This window comes from Roseateles sp. (genome assembly GCF_019237615.1).
Taxonomy (GTDB): domain Bacteria; phylum Pseudomonadota; class Gammaproteobacteria; order Burkholderiales; family Burkholderiaceae_C; genus Pelomonas.
In genome coordinates this window covers 142182-165160 of sequence record NZ_JAFAGT010000085.1, presented here as the reverse complement: position 1 = coordinate 165160, position 22979 = coordinate 142182, and the positions used below count along the sequence as shown (strand labels likewise).

17 protein-coding genes are annotated in these 22979 nt (G+C 68.6%); 4 read left to right on the top strand and 13 right to left on the bottom strand.

The window, feature by feature from the left end; all coding sequences use genetic code 11:
• Nucleotides 1-82: 82 nt before the first annotated feature.
• A complete protein-coding gene (locus JOY88_RS17445) occupies nucleotides 83-643 on the top strand; it encodes a flavodoxin family protein (protein WP_293503898.1) in 561 nt (186 codons plus the stop codon).
• On the opposite strand, the gene JOY88_RS17440 is transcribed toward JOY88_RS17445, so the two are convergent.
• The 5 genes from JOY88_RS17440 to JOY88_RS17420 form a co-directional block, all read right to left on the bottom strand.
• The gene (locus JOY88_RS17440; RefSeq protein WP_293503897.1) at nucleotides 640-1824 is read right to left on the bottom strand and encodes a DUF1501 domain-containing protein; all 1185 of its coding nucleotides are present in this window, start codon (nucleotides 1822-1824) and stop codon (nucleotides 640-642) included. The two genes, JOY88_RS17445 and JOY88_RS17440, sit on opposite strands and share 4 nt — an antisense overlap.
• A 4-nt stretch (nucleotides 1825-1828) precedes the next feature.
• Nucleotides 1829-3349: a DUF1800 domain-containing protein gene (locus tag JOY88_RS17435; RefSeq protein WP_293503896.1), complete on the bottom strand. Its 1521-nt coding sequence runs from the start codon at nucleotides 3347-3349 to the stop codon at nucleotides 1829-1831.
• 94 nt (nucleotides 3350-3443) lie between these two features.
• Nucleotides 3444-4439, bottom strand: a complete 996-nt coding sequence (locus JOY88_RS17430) for a sulfate ABC transporter substrate-binding protein (RefSeq protein ID WP_293503895.1) — start codon at nucleotides 4437-4439, stop codon at nucleotides 3444-3446.
• A gap of 76 nt (nucleotides 4440-4515) precedes the next feature.
• Nucleotides 4516-5475, bottom strand: a complete 960-nt coding sequence (locus JOY88_RS17425) for a CysB family HTH-type transcriptional regulator (RefSeq protein WP_293503894.1) — start codon at nucleotides 5473-5475, stop codon at nucleotides 4516-4518.
• 56 nt (nucleotides 5476-5531) lie between these two features.
• On the bottom strand, nucleotides 5532-7592 hold the full coding sequence (locus JOY88_RS17420; protein WP_293503893.1) for a sensor histidine kinase: 2061 nt from the start codon (nucleotides 7590-7592) through the stop codon (nucleotides 5532-5534).
• Nucleotides 7593-7720: 128 nt separating this feature from the next.
• Between JOY88_RS17420 and JOY88_RS17415 the strand changes: the two genes are divergently transcribed.
• The 3 genes from JOY88_RS17415 to JOY88_RS17405 all read left to right on the top strand — a co-directional run bounded on the left by JOY88_RS17415 (nucleotide 7721) and on the right by JOY88_RS17405 (nucleotide 16637).
• Nucleotides 7721-8413 carry a response regulator transcription factor gene (locus tag JOY88_RS17415; protein ID WP_293503892.1) on the top strand — a complete coding sequence of 231 codons (693 nt, stop codon included), beginning with the start codon at nucleotides 7721-7723 and terminating at the stop codon, nucleotides 8411-8413.
• A gap of 261 nt (nucleotides 8414-8674) precedes the next feature.
• Nucleotides 8675-14908 (top strand): MBG domain-containing protein, encoded by a 6234-nt coding sequence (locus tag JOY88_RS17410; protein WP_293503891.1) that lies wholly within the window; start codon nucleotides 8675-8677, stop codon nucleotides 14906-14908.
• A gap of 31 nt (nucleotides 14909-14939) precedes the next feature.
• Entirely contained in the window at nucleotides 14940-16637 is a 1698-nt protein-coding gene (locus tag JOY88_RS17405; protein WP_293503890.1) for a ShlB/FhaC/HecB family hemolysin secretion/activation protein, read from the top strand.
• Here JOY88_RS17405 and JOY88_RS17400 read toward each other — a convergent pair.
• The 8 genes from JOY88_RS17400 to fliN all read right to left on the bottom strand — a co-directional run bounded on the left by JOY88_RS17400 (nucleotide 16634) and on the right by fliN (nucleotide 22967).
• Nucleotides 16634-17221, bottom strand: coding sequence for an RBBP9/YdeN family alpha/beta hydrolase (locus tag JOY88_RS17400; RefSeq protein ID WP_293503889.1), 588 nt, complete (start codon nucleotides 17219-17221; stop codon nucleotides 16634-16636). The two genes, JOY88_RS17405 and JOY88_RS17400, sit on opposite strands and share 4 nt — an antisense overlap.
• A gap of 3 nt (nucleotides 17222-17224) precedes the next feature.
• On the bottom strand, nucleotides 17225-17443 hold the full coding sequence (locus tag JOY88_RS17395) for a TOBE domain-containing protein (protein WP_293503888.1): 219 nt from the start codon (nucleotides 17441-17443) through the stop codon (nucleotides 17225-17227).
• A 118-nt stretch (nucleotides 17444-17561) separates the two neighbouring features.
• A complete protein-coding gene (locus tag JOY88_RS17390; RefSeq protein ID WP_293503887.1) occupies nucleotides 17562-19661 on the bottom strand; it encodes a flagellar biosynthesis protein FlhA in 2100 nt (699 codons plus the stop codon).
• Nucleotides 19658-20797 (bottom strand): flagellar type III secretion system protein FlhB, encoded by a 1140-nt coding sequence (locus JOY88_RS17385; RefSeq protein WP_293503886.1) that lies wholly within the window; start codon nucleotides 20795-20797, stop codon nucleotides 19658-19660. Before JOY88_RS17385 ends, JOY88_RS17390 begins: the two co-directional genes overlap by 4 nt.
• Nucleotides 20790-21581, bottom strand: coding sequence for a flagellar biosynthetic protein FliR (locus JOY88_RS17380; protein WP_293503885.1), 792 nt, complete (start codon nucleotides 21579-21581; stop codon nucleotides 20790-20792). Before JOY88_RS17380 ends, JOY88_RS17385 begins: the two co-directional genes overlap by 8 nt.
• A complete protein-coding gene (fliQ, locus tag JOY88_RS17375; protein ID WP_293503991.1) occupies nucleotides 21581-21853 on the bottom strand; it encodes a flagellar biosynthesis protein FliQ in 273 nt (90 codons plus the stop codon). Before fliQ ends, JOY88_RS17380 begins: the two co-directional genes overlap by 1 nt.
• Nucleotides 21850-22605 (bottom strand): flagellar type III secretion system pore protein FliP, encoded by a 756-nt coding sequence (gene fliP / locus JOY88_RS17370; protein WP_293503884.1) that lies wholly within the window; start codon nucleotides 22603-22605, stop codon nucleotides 21850-21852. Before fliP ends, fliQ begins: the two co-directional genes overlap by 4 nt.
• Complete coding sequence (gene fliN, locus JOY88_RS17365; RefSeq protein WP_293503883.1) at nucleotides 22602-22967, bottom strand: flagellar motor switch protein FliN; 366 nt, start codon at nucleotides 22965-22967, stop codon at nucleotides 22602-22604. The genes fliP and fliN overlap by 4 nt, the downstream gene beginning before the upstream one ends.
• Between the last annotated feature and the right edge of the window lie 12 nt (nucleotides 22968-22979).

Genomic DNA, 22979 nt, shown 5'->3' with positions numbered 1-22979 from the left:
TCCCTATCTCGAGCCGGCTCGGGCGCGGCCCGGCGCCGTGCCCGCAAGTTCCCGGTTCACCCTTCTCCGAATGAAACAGCCCATGAGCAAGATCGTCGTTCTCTACCACTCCGGCTATGGCCACACCAGGAAGGTCGCCGAGGCCATCGCCGGCACGGCCGGCGCGCAGCTGATGCCCATCGACGCCGAGGGCAACATCTCCGAAGGCGACTGGGCCACGCTGGCGGGGGCCGACGCCATCGTCTTCGGCACGCCCACGTACATGGGCGGCGTGAGCTGGCAGTTCAAGAAGGTGGCCGACGCCAGCAGCAAGCCGTGGTACGCCCAGCTGTGGAAGGACAAGATCGCCGCCGGCTTCACAAACTCGGCCACGCTCAACGGCGACAAGCAAGGCACGATGCAGTACCTGCACACGCTGAGTCAGCAGCACGGCATGATCTGGGTGGGCATGGGCACGAAGGCGCCCAACCACAAGGCCGCCACGCGCGACGACATCAACAACCTCGGCGGCTACGCCGGCCTCATCACGCAGACGCCCAGCGACGCTTCCGCCGAGGAGATGGTGCCGGGCGACCTGGCGACGGCCCGCTACTTCGGCGAGCGCGTGAAGGCGGTCGTCGACCGCTGGGTGAGGTCCGCCTAAACCAGGCCGATATCGCGCGCGCTGGCTCCGGGGAAGACCTTGGCCAGTTGCGCGTCGTTCAGGCCGTACATGCGACGCATCAGGCCCCCGAACAGCGCGCGGTACTCGTTGAGCACCGGGTAGTCGCGGTTCTGGAACAGCGTGGCGGCCTTGACCTCCACCTGCTCGCCGGCGATACGCCCGCCCTGCACGCCGCCGCCCAGCACCCAGTAGGCGCTGCCGTGGCCATGGTCGGTGCCGCGGTTGCCGTTCTCGCGGAAGGTGCGGCCGAACTCGCTGACCACAACCACCACGGTGTTGTTCCACTGCGGCCCCATCTCGTCGGCGAACAGCGCCAGGCCCTTGCCCAGCTCGCCCAGCTTGGTGGCGAGCTGGCCCGTCGCACCGCCCTCGCCGACATGGGTGTCCCAGCCACCCACGTCGATGAAGCCCAGCGTCACGCGCTCGCGCATCAGCCGCGCGACACGGCGGGCCTCCAGCGCAAAGCCCTTGGCTGCGATGGCGCCGCGGCTGGCAGCCTCCATCTCGCCGGCCATCTCGCGCGAGACCTCGTCGCGCACCTCGAAGCCACCACTGACCGTGCCGGCCAGGCGGGTGTTGGCGTACATGCCGGCGATGACCTGGGCCTGCGCTGCGCTGATGGCCGGCTTGCCGAGGTCGCGCAAGGCCTGGTTGGCCACCGGCAGTTCGCCGCGCAGGATCAGCGGCACCTGGTCAGTGAAGGCCATGGCCTCCAGCCGCGAGCTGGCGACCCCGCCCGCGCCCAGCACGCCGGCCAGCCGGTTCATGAAGCCGCTGCGGAAGTCGCGGCTGCCCTCGTCGGGCTGGCCCAGCTCGATGTGGTCCTGGGTCTCGAAATGGCTGCGCGAGACGTCGTTGGTGCCGGCGAAGGGCACGAAGGCGGCTTGGTTCTTCAGCCACAGCGGGTGTATGGAGTCGGCCAGCGCGGGAGCCAGGCCCCAGTTCGCGTCCAGCGGCAGGGCCGCCGTCTTGGCGATGGCGATGTTGGGCCGGGCCTCGTAGTAGAAGCTCGATGCGGTCGGTACCAGCAGGTTGGCAGCGTCGTAGGCGCCGCGCAGGAAGACGACCAGCAGGCGCGGCGCGTCGGGTGACGCGGCCCAAAGCTGCAGCGGCAGCGCGGTGGCACCGAGGCCGAGTTGGAGCAGATGGCGGCGTTTCATGGCATCACCTGTACATGAAGTCGGGGGAAGCGAGCAGATAGGTGTTCCATTCCTGCGGCGACGTGGCCTGGGTCAGGGCCTGCTGCGTGGCGGATGCCAGGCGGGGCGCGATGCCGTCGTAGTACAGCGGCTGAGCGATCTGCGGGAAGGCTGGCCTGTCCTTGGCCTCACCCTCCACCTTGAAGAGGCCGGCGCTGCCACTGCCGATGGCGCGCGCGATCTCGAAGCGCGTCGTCATCTGGCCGGGGCCTGCCCAGGCGCTCTCGTCCAGCGGGTAGCCGTCGGGCGTCTGGCGGTTGTAGGGTGCCTGGCCGAGGCGGTAGAGCCAGCCGATCATGGGGCCGGTGTTCAGCACCACCTTGTCGGCATAGGCCAGGCGAACGGCCGAGACGACGTAGTGCGTCGGGTCCTTGAACTTGCGGCCGAGAGACGCCTCGAACTCCGGCGAGCCCACCATCGCGCGCAGCACCTCGGCGATGCTGCCGTCGGTCTGCTGCCAGCGCTCGGCCATGCGTTCCACCAGCGCCGGGGGCGGCTCGTCGGCGACGAAGTACTGCGCGAGCTTGCGCGAAACGAAGCGGGCCGTGCTGGGGTGTCGGGCCAGCAGGTCCAGCACCTGGTCCAGCTCGGCATAGCCGCGGCCCTTCACGGTGATGCCCAGCAGCGTCTTGTCGCCGAAGTCATGCCGCGCCGGGTTGAACTCCATCAGACCCGTGCGGTGGTACTGGGCTTCCTGGGCGGGCTTGAGCTTGGGTTTGCTGTCGGTCAGGTTCACGCCCAGGCCGGTCAGCACGCGGGCCAGCTCCTGCACGTCGCGCTGGCTGTAGCCACCGCCTATGCCCAGCGTGTGCAGCTCCAGCAGCTCGCGGGCGTAGTTCTCGTTGATGCGGTTGGCCGCGTTCTGCTCGTTGTCGAGGTAGCGCAGCATGGCCGGGTGGTGGGCCGTGTAGCCCAGCAGGTCGCGGAAGCGCCCCAGCGATCGCTCGCGCAGGCCCTGCTCGTAGTCACCCACCATGACGCGCAGGTTCGCCTTGTACTGGTGGATGTTGAAGTGGTTGAACCAGAACCAGGTCATCTGCTCGCGGACCTGGCTCGGCGAGTACAGCGCGTTCAGCAACTGCCGCGCCGAGGCCTCGCGGGCCAGCTTGGTGAGGGCCTGCTGGTAGTTCTTCTGCGCCTCGGCCTTGGCCGCGTCGTCGGTCAGCGCGTCGGCCGCCTTGCGCTGGGCCTCCATGGCCTGTACCAGTGGCGGCAGGTCCTGCTGCGTGATGGAGAAGGCCTGGACCTGGGCCCGGGCGGCCTCCGGCAGCGGCGCCGTGCCCGTCGGCTGGAGCTGGGCATCCAGCCAGGCCGCCCGGCCCTGGCTGCGCAGCGCGGCGAGGTCGGCGCTGCTGGCGCCCCAGGTTAGGCGATCCAGCCAGAGTGCGTCTTGGGCTGGCGCATGGGCCGGCGCGGCCGGCGGCGGCATGCTGGCGCAGCCGGCCAGACCGAGGAGGAGAGCGGTGTTGAGCGCGAGGTTTCTCATGGTGGCCTCATGATGAAGCCGCTAAACGCTCATTGTCGAGGCCGGGATGACCGGCGCAACAAGACTTCACATGGCGGGCCGGCCAGGCGTCGCGTTACTTCGCGCCCGGTGTGTAGATCTGGTCGAACACGCCGCCGTCGTCGAAATGTGTCTTCTGCGCCTGGCGCCAGCCACCGAAGGCCTCGTCGATGGTGAAGAGCTTCACGTTGGCGAACTGCCTGGCGTACTTGGCGGCGACCTTGGGATCGCGCGGGCGGTAGAAGTTGCGTGCTGCGATCTCCTGGCCCTCGGGGCTGTACAGGTATTCCAGGTAGGCCTGGGCCTGCTTGCGCGTGCCACGCTTGTCCACGACCTTGTCGACGACGGCCACCGGCGGTTCGGCCAGGATGGAGATGGACGGGGTGACGATCTCGAACCTGTCCTTGCCGAGTTCCTTCACGGCCAGGTAGGCCTCGTTCTCCCAGGCAATCAGCACGTCGCCGATGCCGCGCTCGACGAAGGTGGTCGTTGCGCCCCGGGCGCCGGAGTCCAGCACCTTGGTGTTGCCGTAGATGCGCTTGACGAAGGCCTTGGCCGAGTCGGCGGTGCCGCCCGGTTGCTTCAGCGCGAAGGCCCAGGCCGCCAAGTAGTTCCAGCGCGCGCCGCCGCTGGTCTTGGGGTTGGGTGTGATGACTTCCACGCCCGACCGTGCCAGGTCCGGCCAGTTGTTGATGTGCTTGGGGTTGCCCTTGCGCACCAGGAAGACGATGGTGGACGTATAGGGGGTGGAGTTGTTGGGCAGCTTCTTCTGCCAGTCCAGCCCCAGCAGCTTGTGGTCGGCCAGCGCGTCGATGTCGTAGGCCAGTGCCAGTGTCACGACGTCGGCCTCCAGGCCGTCGATGACCGAGCGGGCCTGCTTGCCGGAGCCGCCATGCGACGCCTTGATGTTGATGGTCTCGCCGGACTGGGCCTTCCAGCTGGTGGCAAAGGCCTTGTTGAAGTCCTGGTACAGCTCGCGCGTCGGGTCGTAGGAGACGTTGAGCAGGGAGGTTTGAGCGAACGCGCCGGTGGCGGCTGCGGCGAGGGAGAGGGCGGTGAGAAGGCTGCGCATGGTCTTCGCGTTGGGGAGGGAGCGGCTCACTCTAGGGAGGTGGACTGGCGGATGCAAAGAAGAAGAACGTGCAAGCTCATGCGGCCTGCGACCAGGCCAGCACAGGCGCCGCCGGCGGCGCCTCGTGGCGGGCGGCGTCGACGACCTCACGCTTGAGCGGCGAGGCAAAGGTCTGGATGAACTCGTAGACGTAGTCGCGCAGGTAGGCGCTGCGCCGTACGGCCAGGCGCGTCATGTTGTCGGCGAACAGGTGGCGGGCGTCGATGGCGCGCAGATGGCGGTCGCGCTCCTCGTCGAAGGCGATGGCCGCGACGATGCCCACGCCCAGGCCCAGTTCCACATAGGTCTTGATGACGTCGGCGTCCATCGCGCTGAGCACGATCTGGGGCGTGAGCTGGGCGGCGGCGAAGGCGTCGTCGATGTGGGAGCGGCCGGTGTAGCCGGGCTCGTAGGTGACGATGGGGAACTGCGCAACGCGGGCCAGCGTCAGCGGGCCGTCCAGCAGCGGGTGGCCCGGCGGCACGACGACCGAGTGCGTCCAGCGGTAGCAGGGCAGGGCCACGAGCTCGGGGTACTGCGCCAGCGCCTCGGTAGCGATGCCCACGTCCGCCTCACCGTCCAGCAGCAGGCGGGCGATCTGCTGCGGCGAGCCCTGCTGCAGGTGCAGGCTGACGTCGGGGTGATGGGTGCGGAAGTCGCGAACTGCCGGTGGCAGCGCGTAGCGTGCCTGGCTGTGGGTGGCGGCGATGCGAAGCCGGCCGCTGCCGGCGCTGGCGAAGTCGTCAGCCGCGCGCCTGAGGTTCTCGGCCTCCAGCAGCAGGCGTTCGATGACGGGCAGCACCTGCTCGCCAGGTTCGGTCAGCCCGGTCAGCCGCTTGCCGACGCGCACGAAGAGCTCGATGCCCAGTTCCTCCTCCAGCTCGCGAATCTGGCGGCTGACGCCCGGCTGCGACGTGTGCAGGGCCTGGGCCACCTCGGTCAGGTTGAAGCCGCGGCGCTGGGCCTCGCGGACGGAGCGGAGCTGCTGGAAATTCATGCGCAGCAATTCTGCAAAGGGCGGCCGGTCCTGTCGTCGAACCATTTGCCATATCGTTATGCGATTCGCAGCTGCTGGGGCTGCGCGGGCAGTTCCAGCCGGAAACGCACCGGTTCGCCGCGCCCGGCGCTCTCCAGTCGCGCGTGGCCGGCATGCATCTCGGCGATCTGATGTACCAGGTACAGGCCCAGGCCGGCACCTGGCGAGTGCTGCGCCTTCCGGCCGCGGAAGTATTTCTCGAAGAGGCGCGGCACCTCGTCGGCGGGAACCTCGTCGCCGGGATTGCTGACTCTGAAGCTCAGCTTGTCAGCCGACAGGCAGCCGACCTGCAGCTCGATCGGGTGGTCGGGGGCGGTGTGGCGGTCGGCATTGGCCAGCAGGTTGCGCAGCGCCACGCGCAGCAGGCCGAGGTCGCAGCACCAATGCGCGGGCAACTGGTCGAGCAGCAGCCGGATGCGTCCTTGCGGCCATTCCTCGACCAGCTCGTCGAGCATCTCCCGGATTTCCACCTGCTGGCAATCTCGTGGCTGGAACGGGGCCTGCCCGGTGTCCATTCGGTCGGCTGTCAGGTACTCGTCCACCAGCGCCGCCATGCGCTGAGCGGCAGCACGCAGGTTGGCGCAGCGGGCCAGGGTCTTCTCGCGCGCGGCGCCCAGATTCCTGGCGATTTGCTGGGCCGTGGTGCTGATGATGGCCAGCGGCGTGCGGAACTCGTGCGACACCATGGCCACGAAGTCCGACTGCGACTGCTTGGCGCGCCGCTCGGTCTCCAGCGCCGCCCGCAGCTCGACCTCCAGGCGCCGGCGTTGTTCGATCTCCTGGTGCAGGTCCACGGTACGCACCCGTACCTCATGCTCCAGCCGCTCGTTGTGACGGCCCACGACTTGCATGAGGCGCGCCTGCACCGCCTCCTTTTCGCGTCGCAGCGCGTCGTACTGGCGATTCAGCCTCATGCTCATCAGCACCATGTGCAGCAGCGTTCCCAGCGCCGCGGCATTGTTGGTCCAGACATTGGTCGGCACATAGCCCAGGTTGCGTACGAAACTCAGCGCCACTCCGGCGTAGTAGATGCCGAAGATCAGCAAGAAGGCGCGCGCCTGCCCGTCGTCGCGCCGCAGCAGCCATAACGCCGAGCCGAGCAGGCCGACGATGCTGAGCATCGCGGCGGGCTGCATCGCCAGCATGCCAAGGCCGTTGTGGCCGCTCAGAACCAGCGCACCGGCCGCAAGGCCCAGCAGCAGCATGGCCAGGAAGACCATGCGCATCGGACGCGGCCAGCGCCGGTCTATGCCCAGTTGCATCGCGGCGAAGCGGATGCCTATCGTCAGCCCGGCGCACATGCAAAGGCCCAGCAGGGGGTCGGACCAGGCTACCGGCATGGCCAGCAGTTGCTGTGGCAGACCGGCGGTCAGCGCCTCCACCGCCAGCGCATTGCTGACATAGGCCAGGTACCAGCCGCTCAGACGGTCGCGCGTCATCAGCCAGAACAGCGCGTGGAAGGCGATCAGCAGCAGGCCGAAACCCAGGCCCAGGCCGTAGAACAGGTACTCGCGCCGGGATGCGCTGCCGTAGACCTCCGGCGTCAGCAGGCTGACCGTGGTGGACATCGCGTTTTTGCTCTGCAGGCGCAGCAGCAGCTCGACGGGCCGGTCGCTGTCCAGCGTCAGCGGCAGCAGGACGTTGCGCGCATCGACCACCCAGTGCTCGCGGCCGACGTCTTCGCCCGAATGCTGCTGCAGCTGCCAGTGGCCCGCCGCATCGCGCCGGTAAAGCTGCACATCGTCCAGCAGGGCATGGCCGAACTGCAGCAGCCAGCGTGGCGACGCCGCGGTCGGGCGCTGAACCTCCATCCGCACCCACAGCGTGTCGGTGGTGTAGCCGGCATTGATGGCGCCTGGCAGGGCATGCCAGCCCAGCGAGGCGCTGGCCATCGGCGCATCCAGGCGCGCCTGCGGATCGCGCAGCATCTGCAGGTGGCCGCTGGCATGGACGGCTGATTGGGGGTCGAGCTGCAGTGGCGCGGCGGCGGCGGGCCGGGACAGGAGCAGCGCGAGTGACAGGAGCGGCAGGAACAGGGACCACAGTGGGGCCGCAAAGCGGCGCGCGAGAACGTTCATCGACGCAAATTATCCCGGCGCGGTTCAGTGACAATGCGCGCCCCGCGCGCCCCGCGCGCCCCGCGCGCCCCGCGGGACACCCGGACATGTTCAGATTCGTGCGACCACCCCAGCCCAACCTCCATCCCTTGAGAGATCTGATCCTGCTGGAAGACGAGGCGGTGCTGCGCGAGGAACTGGGTGACTTCCTCGGTGCCGCCGGCTACCGCGTCGATGCCGCCGCCTCGCTGCAGGAGTTCAGGCGGCTCTACGACCCGGAACGCCATGGCATTGCCCTGCTCGACCTGGGTCTGCCCGACGGCGATGGCCTGACCCTGGTGAGCGAGCTGCGCGCCCAGGGCCGCCCGCTGGGCATCGTCGTGCTGACCGCGCGCGGCGCCACGCGCGATCGCGTCGAGGGCTTGAACATCGGCGCCGACTACTACCTGCCCAAGACCGCGGACCTGGACGAGCTGGCCGCCACGCTGGCGGCGATGTCGCGCCGCATCGCCGAGGAGCCGCTGAGCGCGCCGCGCGACACCTGGGTGCTGGAGTTGGGCGTGCGCCGGCTGACGCCGCCCGGCCATGCGACCATCGCGCTGTCGGAGCAGGATCTGCGGGTGCTCAACGAGTTGATGCGCGAGGCCGGCAGCATCGCCAGCCGGCAACAGATCATCGAGTCGCTGGGCGAGGACTTCCTCAGCTACGACCATAGACGCCTGGACACCCAGATGCGCCGTCTGCGCCGCAAGGTCAGCGAGGCCACGGGCCTGGAGCTGCCGATCAACACCGCGCGCAACGCCGGCTACCGCTTCCACGCCCGCGCGCTGATACGGCCCTGAGCCCGCAGCCGGCGTGAAATAGGACACAGCTGGCGGAGCCGCGGCCGCGCTGCTCAGACACGCTCAGTTTCATCTGGCGGCCCGCGCTTACGCTGGTGGCATGACAGCAAATCCGTATCGCCCCCTCCATCGGGTCCTCGCGCCCGAGGGCTGATACCGGTCCGGCTGCCCCTTCCGCTCCTCCCTTGATCGGCCCGTGTATTGCGGGCCGTGCCGCCGCATGCCGCAAGCGCAGCGCGGCTCTCGCCCCACCACCTCGACATGAACAAGACCTACCGACTGATCTGGAACGAACTCAGCCAAAGCTGGGTGCCCGCCCCCGAGGGCGCACGTGCGCGCGGCAAGCGCGGCGGTGGAACCCTGCGCCTGGCGGCCCTGAGCCTGGCCCTGTTGGCCGCCGGCGCCGTGCAGGCGCAAGCCCTGCCCAGCGGTGGCCAGATCGTTGCCGGCAGCGGCAGCATTGCCCAGAACGGCAACACGCTGACCATCACCCAGACCAGCGACAAGCTGGCCGCCAACTGGCAGAGCTTCTCCATCGGCGCCGGCCAGAGCGTCAACTTCGTCCAGCCCGGCAGCAGTGCCATCGCGCTGAACCGTGTGCTGGGCTCGGATGTCTCGACCATCCAGGGCGCCCTCAATGCCAACGGCCAGGTCTTCCTGGTCAACCCCAACGGCGTGTTGTTCACGTCCACTGCCCAGGTCAACGTTGGCGGGCTGGTGGCGTCCACGCTGAACCTCAGCGATGCGGACTTCATGGCCGGCCGCTACCGCTTCAGCGGCGACAGTGCTGCCAGCGTCGTCAACGCCGGCAGCATCCAGGCCGCAGCGGGCGGCAACGTGGCACTGATTGCCGCGCGCATCAGCAACAGCGGCAGCATCGCCACCGGCGACGCGGGCCGCGTGCAGCTGGGGGCCGGCCGGCGCGTGCTGCTGGACCTGGGCGGCCCGGCCAAGCTGGAGGTGGAAGAGGGCGCGCTCAACGCGCTGATCGAGCAGGGCGGTGCGATCCGCGCCGACGGCGGCCTGATCTATCTGACGGCCAGGAGCGCCGGCGAGATCTCCGGCAGTGTCATCAAGCACACCGGCACCAGCGAGGCCCGCACCCTGGCCAGCGGTGCCAAGGGCGAGATCTATCTTCTGGGCGACCTGGCCCGCGACAGCATCCTGGTCGGCGGCAAGCTGGACGCCAGCGCCCCATCCGGCGGCGACGGGGGCTTCATCGAGACCAGCGCGGCACGGGTGCACCTGGCCGATGGTCGCAGGATCAACACCCTGGCGTCTGCCGGCAAGACCGGTACCTGGCTGATCGACCCCAACGACTACACCATCGCGGCCAGCGGTGGGGACATCACCGGCGCCCAGCTGTCCGCCGATCTGGCCAGCACCAATGTGACCATCGCCACGACCAGCCAGGGTACGGCGGGCGGCAACGGCGACATCCTGGTCAACGATCGCATCGACTGGAGCGGCGGCAATACCCTGACGCTGAAGGCGGAGCGCGATATCCAGATCAACCAGCAGATCCGCCATGCCGCGGGCACGGGCGATCTGATCCTGCGCAGCGACAGCAATGCGGATGGCACGGGTGCCGTCAAGTTCGCCAGCGCCGCGACGCGCTACATCGACTTCACCGGCTCGGACGGCAACATCAAGCTGTACTACAACCCCCTGGGCAGCGGCTGGGCCAAGTACTCGAGCCCGACGAGCTTCGACAAGAACATCGCCATGGGCGGCGGGGCGCTGGCGCCCTACATGCTGATCAACACCGGTGACGATCTCAGCAACTTCCTCCGCTCGACCATGTTCACCAGCGGCTATACGTTCGTGGCCCTGGGCCGTGACATCGACCCTGGTGCCGGCAACTCGCTCCCCGAGATGAGGGGGGGGACTTTCCGCGGCGTCTTTGACGGTGATGGCCACACCATCTCCAACATCAAGATCGGCGGCTCGGGCCTTTTCGGCACCCTCGAGGGGGCCATCCTGAAGAACCTGACCCTCGACGCCAGCAACAGCATTGTGCTGACGACGCGTGGCGGTGCGCTGGTGAACCGGGCCAGCAACAGCGTCATCGAGAACGTGCTCAACAAGGCCGACATCAGGTTCACCGACTATCCCTTCAATGACGGTGGCGGCCTGGTCGGCCAGTTCGACTACGGCGTGATGATCAACGTCGAGAACCGCGGCACCCTGCACGTGGGAAGCAACTCGCAAGGCGTGGGCGGCATCGTCGGCTCGATGTATGGCTCCAGCCTGTACGGCGTGCGCAACTACGGCGACATCCTGGTGAAGGGCACGCCGCTTGTTGAAGACACGTTCGGTCACGGCGTGGGCGGCATCGTCAATAGCGCCAACAATTCCCAGCTGTTCGATGTGCAGAACCACGGCAATATCGACGCGCAGTTCGCCACGTCGACGCCCTCTGCCGGCCGTTACGTCATCGTCGGTGGCATTGTCGGCCAGGCGGCCAACGCCACCACGATCCGGCATGCCGAAAACAGCGGCACCATCAGCGTTGCTGCGGCCGGGCGTACCTACGTGGGCGGCATCGCCGGGCAGGTGGGGGGCAATTCCGGCACCGTCTTCACTGCGTATGACCTGATCAGCCGGGGTGACTTCAACATCAGTGCGTCGTTGTCGACGGCGCCGCTCAACAGCTATCTGTACTTCGGTGGCCTGTTCGGGGCGATGTACGGGCAGGGGGGGGCCATCGTCGATGCGTCCATCGCCAAGTTCCGGCTGACGATGGATCTGGCCGCCAACTACGACTCCAGCCGGGCTTTCAGCGCCGGTCTGGTCGGTTCCGAGTCCGGGATGGCCAGCATCCAGAACTCCTACTGGACGAACTCCGGCTCGGCTCTGCGGTTTTTGGACGGCGTCTACAACGACGGCGCGGGCGCTCGGCTTGTGATGCAGAACGTGGTCGCCAAGACTGCGGCCCAGCTGCTGGATCCGGCCAACTATGCAGACAGCAATACCTGGGGCGACTGGCTGTTGGGCGACCTGGGTGGCCAGCCTCCGGGCAGCACGCCCAAGCTCAAGCACATGCTCGTCGCCTACAGCGAGCCGATGCTCAAGTACTACGACGGCCAGGTCTACTCGGCCGCCGCTGCCGCCGGGCACCTCAAGGTGTTGGGCGGCAGCCTGGCCGACGTGACGGGCGACGCTGTGGTGGAGGGCACTTTTCTCAGCGCCACCCAAGCCAAGACGGGTGGCGCCGCGGGCGATGCCAGCACGCTGTTCCTTAGCGGCCTGCGGGCCGCAGACGGTGACACGAGCGTGCTGGTCAATGCCGGTGCGCTGTCGCTCATCAAGCCCCGGCTGATCACGGTCGGTGCCGACAGCCAGAGCAAGGTCTATGGCCAGGCCGACCCGATCCTGACCTGGCAGACCACCTCCGGCAGCATGGTGAGTGGCGACAGCGTCTCTGGCAGCATCACGCGCAGCGCCGGAGAGAATGCCGGCATCTACACGTTCAGCCTGGCGGGCCTCCAGTTCAGCAGCAACTATGTCGTGGCCTTGCAGCCGGGTGCCACGTTCACCATCAACAAGGCCCCGCTGACCATCACCGCCAACGACGCGGGCAAGACCTATGACGGCCTGGGCTGGTTGGGCGGCAATGGCGTGAACTACAGCGGCTTCGTCAATGGCGAGACCGCTGCAGTGCTGGGCGGCACGCTGACCTATGGCGGTAACAGCCAGGGCGCCCGCAACGCCGGCAGCTATGCGCTGACGGCGGGCGGCCTGAGCGCGGCCAACTACGCCATCCACTATGTGCCCGGCGCGCTAACCATCGACAAGGCCCCGCTCGTCATCACGGCCAACAACGCCGGCAAGACCTATGACGGTCTGGGCTGGACGGGCGGCGACGGCGTGAGCTACGGCGGCTTTGTCAACGGCGAGACGTCAGCCGTGCTGGGCGGCAGCCTGGTCTATGGCGGCAACAGCCAGGGCGCCCGCAACGCCGGCAGCTATGTGCTGACGCCGGGCGGCCTGAGTTCGGGCAACTACGCCATCAGCTATGTCAACGGTGCGCTGACCATCAGCAAGCTCGCCCTCACGCTGAGTGGCCTGGTGGCGGCAAACAAGGTCTATGACGGCGGCGTCGCTGCCAGTCTTACCGGCACGGCGACCCTCAGCGGCGCGCTGGCTGGCGACGTGGTCAACCTGAGCGGGCCCGTCACGGGCCAGTTTGCAGACGCCAATGCGGGCAGCAACAAGACGGTGGTCATCAGCGGCCTGAGCCTGGGCGGCGCGGATGCCGGCAACTACAGCGTGACGGGGACGACCGGCTTCAGCGCCACCATCAGCGCCGCACCGCTCACCATCAGCGCCAACGATGCCAGCAAGACCTATGACCGTCTGGGCTGGTCGGGCGGCAACGGCATCAGCTACAGCGGCTTCGTTAACGGCGAGACAGCGGCTGTGCTTGGGGGCAGCCTGGTTTACGGCGGCAACGGCCAAGGCGCGGTGAATGCCGGCAGCTATGTGCTGGTGCCGGGCGGCCTGAGCTCGGGCAACTACGCCATCAGCTACGTGCCTGGCACGCTGACCATCAACAAGGCCGTGCTCACCGTGAACGGCCTGACGGTGGCCGACAAGGTCTATGACGGCAGCGCCAGCGCCAGCATCGGCGGCACGGCCAGTCTGAGCGGCGTGCTGGCCGGGGATGCGGTCAGTGCGGGTGGAACGCTGTCCGGGCAATTCGTCGACGCCAACGCCGGCTCCGGCAAGGCCGTGTTCCTCACTGGGCTGACCCTCAGCGGCGCCCAGGCCGGCAACTACCTGCTGATGGCGCCGGCCGACCTCAGCGCCACCATCGGTGCCGCGCCGCTCGTCATCACCGCAAACAACGCCGGCAAGACCTATGACGGCCTGGGCTGGACGGGAGGCAACGGCGTCGGCTACAGCGGCTTCGTCAACGGCGAGACGATGGCCGTGCTGGGCGGCAGCCTGGTCTACGGCGGCAGCAGCCAGGGCGCGAGCAATGCCGGCAGCTATGTGCTGACGGTGGGGGGCCTGAGTTCCGGCAACTACGCCATCAGTTATGTGCCCGGCAGCCTGGCCATCGCGCCGCGCGCCATCACGGTGATGGCCGACAACGCCGGCAAGGTCTATGGCAACGCGGACCCCAGGCTGGCCTATCGCGTCACCAACGGCAGCCTGGTCCAGGGCGACAGCCTGGCCGGCGCGCTGACGCGGGTGGCGGGCGAGAACGTCGGCAGCTACAAGATCGACGCCTCGGCGCTGGCCAATGGCAACTACGCCATCACGGCGGTCGACGGCGTGCTGAGCATCATGCCGCGTGCCATCACGGTGACGGCAGACAACGCAAGCAAGGTCTATGGCGAGGCCGACCCCAGGCTGGCCTATCGCGTCACCAACGGCAGCCTGGTCCAGGGCGACAGCTTGGCCGGCGCGTTGACGCGCGTGGCGGGCGAGAACGTCGGCAGCTACAAGATCGATGCCTCGGCGCTGGCCAACGGCAACTACGCCATCACGGCGGTCGACGGCGTGCTGAGCATCACGCCGCGTGCCATCACGGTGACGGCAGACAACGCCGGCAAGGTCTACGGCGAGGCCGACCCCAGGCTGGCCTATCGCGTCACCAACGGCAGCCTGGTCCAGGGCGACAGCCTGGCCGGCGCGCTGACGCGGGTGGCCGGCGAGAACGTCGGCAGCTACAAGATCGATGCCTCGGCGCTGGCCAATGGCAACTACGCCATCACGGCGGTCGACGGCCAGCTGAGCATCACGCCGCGTGCCATCACGGTGACGGCTGACAACCTCGGCAAGGTCTACGGCGAGGCAGATCCGACGCTGGCCTGGCGCGTCACGTCCGGCAGCCTGGTCCGGGGTGACAGCCTGGCCGGCGTGCTGACCCGGGTGGCCGGCGAGAACGTCGGGAGCTACAAGATCGATGCCTCGGCGCTGGCCAATGGCAACTACGTCATCACGGCGGTCAACGGCCAGCTGAGCATCACGCCGCGCGCCATCACGGTGACGGCCGACGACCTCAGCAAGATCCGCGGCGATGCCGACCCCAGGCTGAGTTGGCGCGTTACGTCCGGCAGCCTGGTGGCAGGCGACAGCCTGGCCGGCGTGCTGACCCGCGCGCCGGGTGAGGACATCGGCAGCTACAAGATCGATGCCTCGGCGCTGGCCAATGGCAACTACCTCATCACGGCGGTCGACGGCCGGCTGAGCATCATCCACCCTGCTGCCGGCACGGCCGCGCTGCAGACCGCGCAGTCCAGCGGCGCGCGCGTGAGCATGCCGACAGCGCCCGTCTACGCCGCCGCCGCCAGCCGACCGCAGCTGCAGGACAGCAGCAGCCTGAACCTCGTGCCAGTCAGCGCCGGCGGCGTGGCCGCGGCCATGGCCGGTGGTGGCCGCGACATCGGCGGCGCGCTGCGCGTGCTGGTGGTGGACGGCGGCCTGCGCCTGCCGGCTCTGGCCTCCGCCCCCGTCGAGTCGCGCGGTGCTGCGGCTCCCTAAGGCCCGGCCCACCCCGTTGACAGCCCGTTTCATGAACCGTTCCAAGCACTTGATCACCTTGAAGTCCTTCGTTCCCCACCGCCCCGGCGTGATCGCGCTGGCCCTTGTCGCCCTGCTGGGCAGCAGCGGCGTGCTGGCCCAGTCCCTGCCGGATGCCGGCCGCACCCTGCGCGAGCTGAACCCACCCGTCGAGCCGCCCAAGCCGCCCCAGACGCTGGATATCCTGCCCGCCGACGCCGGCCAGGCCGTCGCGCCGGGCGGTCCCCAGGTCGAGCTGCAATCGGTGAGCTTTCGCGGCAACACCGTGTTCAGCGAGGAGCAGCTACGCGCCGTGCTGGGCGAGCTGAGCGGCCGACGCTTCGACCTGGCCGGCCTGCGCGGCCTGGCGGCGCACATCACCGCCCATTACCAGGGCGCCGGCTATCCCTTTGCCCGGGCCCTGCTGCCCGCCCAGCCACTGGCCGGTGGGCGGCTGCAGATCGAGGTGATCGAAGGCCGCTGGGGCCAGGTGCGGGCCCGCAGCGACGACCCGGCGGTGCAGGCCGCCGCCCAGGCCTATCTGGCGCCGCTGCAGGGAGGCGCGCTGATTGCGCAGGCGCCGCTGGAGCGCGCGCTGCTGCTGCTGTCGGACCTGCCCGGCGTCACCAACCACCCGCTGGTGCGTCCCGGAGAAGCGGGGGGCAGCGGAGATCTGCAGGTGCCGGTGGAGCGCGTGCGCAGCGTCGGTGCGGAGGCCGCGCTGGACAACCATGGCAGCCGCTACAACGGCATCTATCGTGCCCGCCTGCTGCTGCAGATCGACAGTCCCTTCGACTTCGGCGACCAGCTGCAGCTGCGCGCCATGACCAGCGACGCCGCGCTGCAGCTTGGCTCGCTGGACTACAGCCTGCCGCTGGGCGCGGACGGTTGGCGCGGCCGCATCGGCTATGCCCATACCTCATACGAGCTGGGCCACCAGTTCGCCGCGCTGCAGGCCGGCGGCACCGCCAAGGTCGCCAGCCTGGGGCTGAGCTACCCGTTGCAACGCACCCGGCTGAGCAATGTCACTTTCAGCGCCAGCTACCAGCACAAGGACTTGCAAGACCACCAGGATGTGCTGCAGACCCGCAGTGCCAAGCGCAGCGACAGCGTGACGGTGGCGCTGCAGTTCGACCGGCGCGACGGTCTTGGCGGTGGCGGCATCAGCTATGGCAGCCTGAGCTGGGTCCCGGGCCGGTTGCGCCTGGATGCGGCCGCGCGCGCCGCCGATGCGCTGACCGCCAACAGCCAGGGCCGCTTCGACAAGCTGTCGCTGGACCTGCACCGTATCCAGTCCCTGGCGGGCGACTTCGGTTTCTACGGCCATGTGGGTGCGCAGTGGAGCACGGGCAACCTGGACTCCTCGGAGGACTTCGGCCTCGGCGGCCCGGCCGGTGTGCGCGCCTACCCGACCAGCGAAGGGTTTGGCGATCGCGGCCTGCTGGCCCAGCTGGAACTCCGCTATGCGCTGAACCCCGGCACCAGTCTGGTGGGCTTCTACGACGCCGGCCGTGTCACCATCAATGCCAAGCCCTGGGACCAAGCCGAGAACCACCGCAGCCTGGCCGGCGCCGGCCTGGGGCTGCGCTGGCAACTGCGCGGCGTCAGCGCCGACCTCAGCCTGGCCTGGCGGACCCAGGGCGGTCCGGTGCGATCGGACATGCGCCAGGGCCAGCCCATGGCCTGGTTCAACCTGGTGTCGCGTTTCTAGACCGCGAAGCTCCATTCCCGGAACTCCGCGTGGCGCGGCCGCTGCTCGGCCGCCGCGCGCTCCCGCGCAGCTTCGATCCAGGCCTTGGCGAGCGGGAGAGGCCCGAAGCCGGCTTCCGCATTGATGTGGCCGACATCGCCAAGATTGCTGTAGCTGGCGCCCCAGCGGTGGGCCCAGCGCGCGGCGCTGGCGGCGCTCATCCAGGGGTCGTTGCTGCTGGCGATCAGTCGCGCGCGCCGCGGCAGGCGCTGGTGGGGCAGGGCTTCGGCGATGCCGAACTTGTCCGGCTCGGCCGGCGCGACGAAGAGGGCTTCGCGGATGGGGGAGCCGGGGCGGTCCGCCAGATGCCGGGCCAGGGCCAGGCAGCCGAAGCTGTGCGCGACGGCCAGCCATTCACCGTCGCCCGCAACCTCCAACGTGCGCTGGATGCGCTCGGCCCAGCGCTCCAGCTCGGGGCAACTGGGATCGCGCTGCGTGACGCGACGGGCGTCGCGGTACTGGCCTTGCAGCCAGGTCTGCCAATGCGCCGGGCCGCTGTCGTGCAGGCCCGGGATGATGAGGACGCGCGGCGGCTGGTAGGCCATGGCTCAGAGCGTCGCGATCGACACTTCCGTGGACTTGACGAGGGCGACGACCTCGCGTCCCACCTCCAGGCCCAGGTCCTTGACCGAGCGCGTCGTGATGACCGAGGTGACGACGTCGCCGTGGCGCGTGACGACATCGACCTCGGAGACGACCGGGCCCTCGATGATTTCCTTGATGGTGCCGCGGAACTGGTTGCGGACATTGATGGCGGTGATGCTCATGGTCACTCCTGTGTGGGAGAGACCAGTGTGCGCGGTGGCGCCATGCGGCGGAACGAAGCGATTCGCAGCAGCGCATGCGCTTGCCGCATATCAGCGAGGCCGGATCGCGCGAGGGGCCTCAGCCCAGCGAGCCCAGCACCGCGATCTCGCGTTGCTCCGGCACCTCGTTGTAGGACAGCACGGCCAGCCCCGGAGCGAATAGCCGTGCGTAGCGGGCCAGCAGCGGACGTATCTGCGGCATCACCAGCAACACCGGTGACGCGCCCTGGGCCTTGAGTTGGTCGCGCGCGCCCGGCATGTGCAACTGCAGCTGGGCCAGCAACTGCGGGTCGACGGGATAGCTGTCCAGTGGGACCTTGGCATTGCCCTGGCGGGCCTGGTTCAGCGCGGCCAGCAGCAGGTTCTCCAGCTCGCTGCCGAGATTGAAGACGCGCAGCGCGCCGGTGGGGCCGCCCAGCTGGCCCACCAACTGACGGCGCAGCGTGCAGCGCACTTCGGCGGCGAGCAGGATGGGGTCCTTGGTGGTTTCGGCATGCTCCACCAGCGTGCTGGCGATGGGCACGATGTCCTTGATGGACACGCCCTCGGCCAGTAGCAGGCGCAGGATTTTCAGCAACTGGGCATGGTTGTAAGCCTTGTCCAGCGCAGCAGCCAGCTTGGGCGCCTGGGCGGCCAGGCGTTCCTGCAGTGCCGTGATGTCGTCGAAGCGCAGCAGCTCTGGCAGCTGCTCGCGCACGACCTTGGAGAGATGGGTGGCGATGGTGCTGGCCACGTCCACCACCTGGTAGCCCAGTCCCAGTGCGTGTGCCTTGTGCTGGGGCTCGATCCAGGTGACGGGCAGGCCATAGGCGGGGTCGGTGCCCGGGACGCCGTCCAGTTCGCCGTAGACCTGGGGCGACGCGATGGCCATCAGCCGGTCTGCTTGCACCTCGGCCTGGGCCAGCACCTGGCCGTCCAGCAAGAGAGCGTACTGGCCGGGCTTGAGCGTCAGGTCGTCGCGTACCTGGATGGTCGGCAGCAGCAGCCCCATGCCCTCGCTGAGGCTCTGGCGCATGCCGCGCACGCGCTGCTGCAGCGGCGCACCGTGCTCCGGCGCGATCAGGCCCACCAGCTTGTAGCCCAGCGTCACCGAAAGCGGCTCTACGGCGGGCAGGGCGTGCCAGTCCAGCTCGGGCGGCTGGCCGGTCAGCAGCGCGGCCTCGATGGGGGCTGCCGGCTTGATGTCCGGCGCGGAGCGCTGCGCCATGCGCCAGCCGGCATAGGCCAGCGCCGCGGCGAAGCCCAGGAAGGGCAGCGTGGGCATGCCCGGGATCAGTGCCAGCGTGGTCATGACGCCGGCGGCGCTGTAGAGCACCTGCGGAGAGGCCAGCAGCTGCTGGCCGATCTGGGCTTCGAAGGCGCCGTCGGTGTCGCCCGAGTCGCTGACGCGCGTGACGATGATGGCCGCCGCTGCGGACAGCAGCAGCGCCGGGATCTGCGCGACCAACCCGTCGCCGATGGTCAGCAGCGCATAGGTGCGGAAGGCCTCGCCCAGGCTGAGGTCATGCATCAGCGCGCCGATGGCGACGCCGCCGATCATGTTGATCAGCAGGATCAGGATGGACGCGATTGCGTCGCCGCGCACGAACTTGCTGGCGCCGTCCATGGCGCCGTAGAAGTCGGCCTCCGCGCCTACCTCCTTGCGGCGTTGCTGCGCTTTTTCCTGATTGATGAGGCCGGCGTTCAGGTCGGCGTCGATGGCCATCTGCTTGCCGGGCAGGGCGTCCAGCGTGAAGCGGGCCGACACCTCCGAGATGCGCTCCGCACCCTTGGTGACGACGATGAAGTTCACCACCATCAGGATCACGAACACGACCAGGCCGACGACGAAGTTGCCGCCGATGACGACGTTGCCGAAACTCTCGATGACCTGACCGGCCGCATGCGTGCCCTCGTGGCCTTGCAGCAGCACGACGCGCGTGGACGCCACGTTCAGCGACAGCCGCAGCAGCGTCGTGGCCAGGATGATGCTCGGGAACACCGAGAAGTCCAGCGGCCGCTTGCTGTTCACGCTGACGAGGATGACCACCAGCGCCAGCACGATGTTGAACGTGAACAGCGCATCCAGCAGCACCGGCGGCAGTGGCAGGATGACCATGCCGAGGATGGCCAGCAGGAACAGCGGCGCGGCGACGCGATAGGAGCCCAGCTGGGCCTGGAGTCGGCTGAGGAAATTCATGGGGTCTGCGGGTCCGAGAGGTGCGGGGGCACCGGCAAATCAGTGGGCGGCGGCGGGGCGCTGCGGCGCTTGCCGGTCTGGAAGGCCTTGAGCTGCATCACATAGCTCAGCACCTGGGCCACCGCCTGGTACAGCGACGCCGGGATCTGCTGCTGCACCTGGGAGCTGTTGTAGAGGGCGCGCGCCAGCGGCGGCAGCGTCAGCGTCTGAACGCCATGCTGGCGGGCAATCTCGCGGATGTAGAAGGCCATCTCGTCCACGCCCTTGGCGAGCACGTAGGGGGCCTCGGCGCGCTTGTCGTCATAGCGCAGCGCGACGGCGTAATGCTCGGGGTTGACGATGACGACGTCGGCCTGCGGCACGGTCTTGCGCACGGCGCGCTGTGCCAGCGCGCGTTGCAGCTGGCGCATGCGCTGGCGCACCTCGGGCCTGCCCTCCTGCTGCTTGTGCTCGTCCTTGACTTCCTGCTTGCTCATGCGCTGGCCGCGCATGAAGAAGAAGTGCTGCAGCGGAGCGTCGATCAGCGCGAACAGCAGCAGCACGCCGGCCAGGGACAGCAGCGCGTCCAGCATCAGCCCGGTGCCGTTGAGCAGGGCCTGGTCCAGGCTCAGGCCCTGCAGCGCCAGGTAGTCGGGGCCGAGGCGGCGACTCATGTGCACCAGCAGCGCCAGCACGCAGGCCACCTTGCCGATGGAGATGGCCAGCTCGCTGTAATGCTTGGCGCTGAAAAGCCGCCCCAGGTTGGACAGCGGCGACAGGCGGGAGAAGTCCGGCAGCCAGCGCGAGGTGCTGAACAGCAGCCCGCCGGGCATCACGGCCGCCAGCATGGCCACCGCCGGCAGCACCAGCAGTGGCAGGCACATCTTGGCCAGCATGCCCATCACGTGGAAGAAGCTGGCCGACCAGACGTTGTCCTGCGCGCCGTCGGCGTCCAGCAGCGCGAAGCCCAGCGTGAACAGCTGGCGAAAGTCGTCCAGGTACAGCGGCATCATCAGCGTGATGAGCTTGAAGCCCAGCAGCACGCCCACCGCCATCGGCAGGTCGCGCGAGCGCGGCACCTGGCCCTTCTCTCGCGCCTTGCGCAGCTTCTGTTCTGAGGGCTTCTCGGTCTTGTCGCCGCTGCTGTCGTCAGACATGGCCGGCCCCGCTGCGCAGACCCTGGCCTATCATTTCCAGCACGCGATCGGTCATGCGCAGGTAATGGCCCGGCACGAAGCTGAGCATCTGCGACAGCATGAAGAGGCCGAACAGCGTCACCACCGCGAAGCCCAGCGAGAACAGGTTCAGTGTCGGCGCCACGCGGTTCAGCAGGCCCAGCCCCATCTGCACGACAAAGGTGGACAGCACCACCGGCAGCGCCAGCAGCAGCGCGGCCGAGAACACCCAGGCCACGTTGTAGGCCAGCGTCTCCAGCGAGATGGCCAGCAGGCCCGAGCCCACCGGCCAGGCCTTGAAGCTCTGCCCCAGCACGCCCAGCAGCAGCAGGTGGCCGTCCACGCTGAAGAACACCAGCATGCACATCACGCTGAGCAGTGCCGAGATCACGTCCGACGAGCTGCCGTTGAGCGGGTCGTTCATGACCGCCATCGCCAGGCCCAGCTGCGACGACAGCAGGTAGCCAAGCACCGTGATCGCGGCCATCGCGAAGTGGAAGGCCAGGCCCAGCGCGAAGCCCAGCACCGCCTGCTCGGCAGCTGCGGCCACGCCCTGCAGCGACCATGGCGTGATGCCGGCGACGGCGGTGCTCTGCGACACCGGCAGCAGCACCACTGCCAGCACCAGCGACAGCAGCACCCGCACGCTGACCGGTACCAGGGCCTCGCCGATGGACGGTGCGGCGCTGAGCATCGCCAGCGTGCGGCAGAACGGCCACCACAGCCCGCTCAGCAGCGCCAGCAACTGCGGGAAGACGAGCTCCATCACCCAACCAAGGAAGCGGCGCGCTCGAAGATCGAGACGCAGAAGTCCATCAGGTAGCCGACGATCCAGCGTCCGGTCAGCGTCACTGCCAGCAGCGTCACCAGCAGCTTGGGCAGGAAGGACAGCGTCTGCTCGGTGATCTGCGTGGCGGCCTGGAACAGGCTCACCAGCAGGCCCACCAGCAGCCCGGGCAGCACCAGCACGAGGGCCAGCAGCATGACGATGTGCACGGCCTCGCCCATCAGGTCGACGGCGACATCTGGGCTCATCAGTTCACCATCCTGACGCTGGACACCAGCGTGTTGACGGTCAGCGTCCAGCCGTCCACCAGCACGAACAGCAGCAGCTTGAGCGGCAGCGAGATCACCAGCGGGCTGAGCATCATCATGCCCATGGCCATCAGCACGGAGGCGACGACCAAGTCGATGACCAGGAAGGGGATGAACAGCATGCAGCCGATCTGGAACGCGGTCTTCAGCTCCGACAGCACGAAGGCCGAGAGCTTGACCGGGAAGCTGTGTGCTGCGGGCTGGTCGACGCCGTCCTCGCCGGCCAGCTTGGCCACCTGCGCCAGCGCGGTCTTGCTGGTCTGGGCCAGCATGAAGCGCGACAGCGGCGCCTCGGCCACCTGCAATGCCTGCGTGAGTGTGATCTTCTCGGCGTCGTAGGGCACGAAGGCCTCGTTCCAGATCTGCGTGCCTATGGGCCGCATGACCAGGAGCGTGAGGATCAGCGCCACGCCCGTGATGAGCCGGTTGGGCAGGCCCTGCTGCAGGCCCAGCGCCTGGCGCAGCAGCGACAGCACGATGACGAAGCGCGTGAAGCTGGTCATCATGAGCACCAGCGAGGGCAGCAGCCCCAGCAGGGTCATGATGATCAGGACTTGCGTCTTGACCGTGAACTCGCCCGCGGCGCCGCCCGACTGGGCGCCGGCGATCTTGAGGGTCTGCGCCAGCACCGGGTGGTGCAGCAGCGTCAGGCCCAGGCCCAGGGCCGTCAGACCCAGGGCGCGAAAGCGTTTCATGACTGCAGCGAATCCAGGTCCAGCCCGTCGATCTCGATGATCTTCAGGCCGTAGTTCTCCCCGCTGACGACGACCTCGGCGCGGCCGATGGCGGTGCCGTTGACCTTGATGGTCAGCGGCTCGCCGGCCAGACTGTCCAGCTCCACCACGCTGTCGGCCTGCAGGTTTGCCAGGTCGTACAGCGACAGCTTGGCCTCGCCCACTTCCAGCGTCAGCGTGACCGGGATCTTGCGCATCAGCTTGGGCAGGTCTCGCGCCGGCGCCGCAGGGGCGGCGGGCTGGGCTTCGGCGGGCAGCGCCAGGTCCTGCTCGGGGAACTCGTTCAGCAGCGCCTCGATGGCTTGGTTGTCGTTCATGTTCATCGGGTTGCTCAT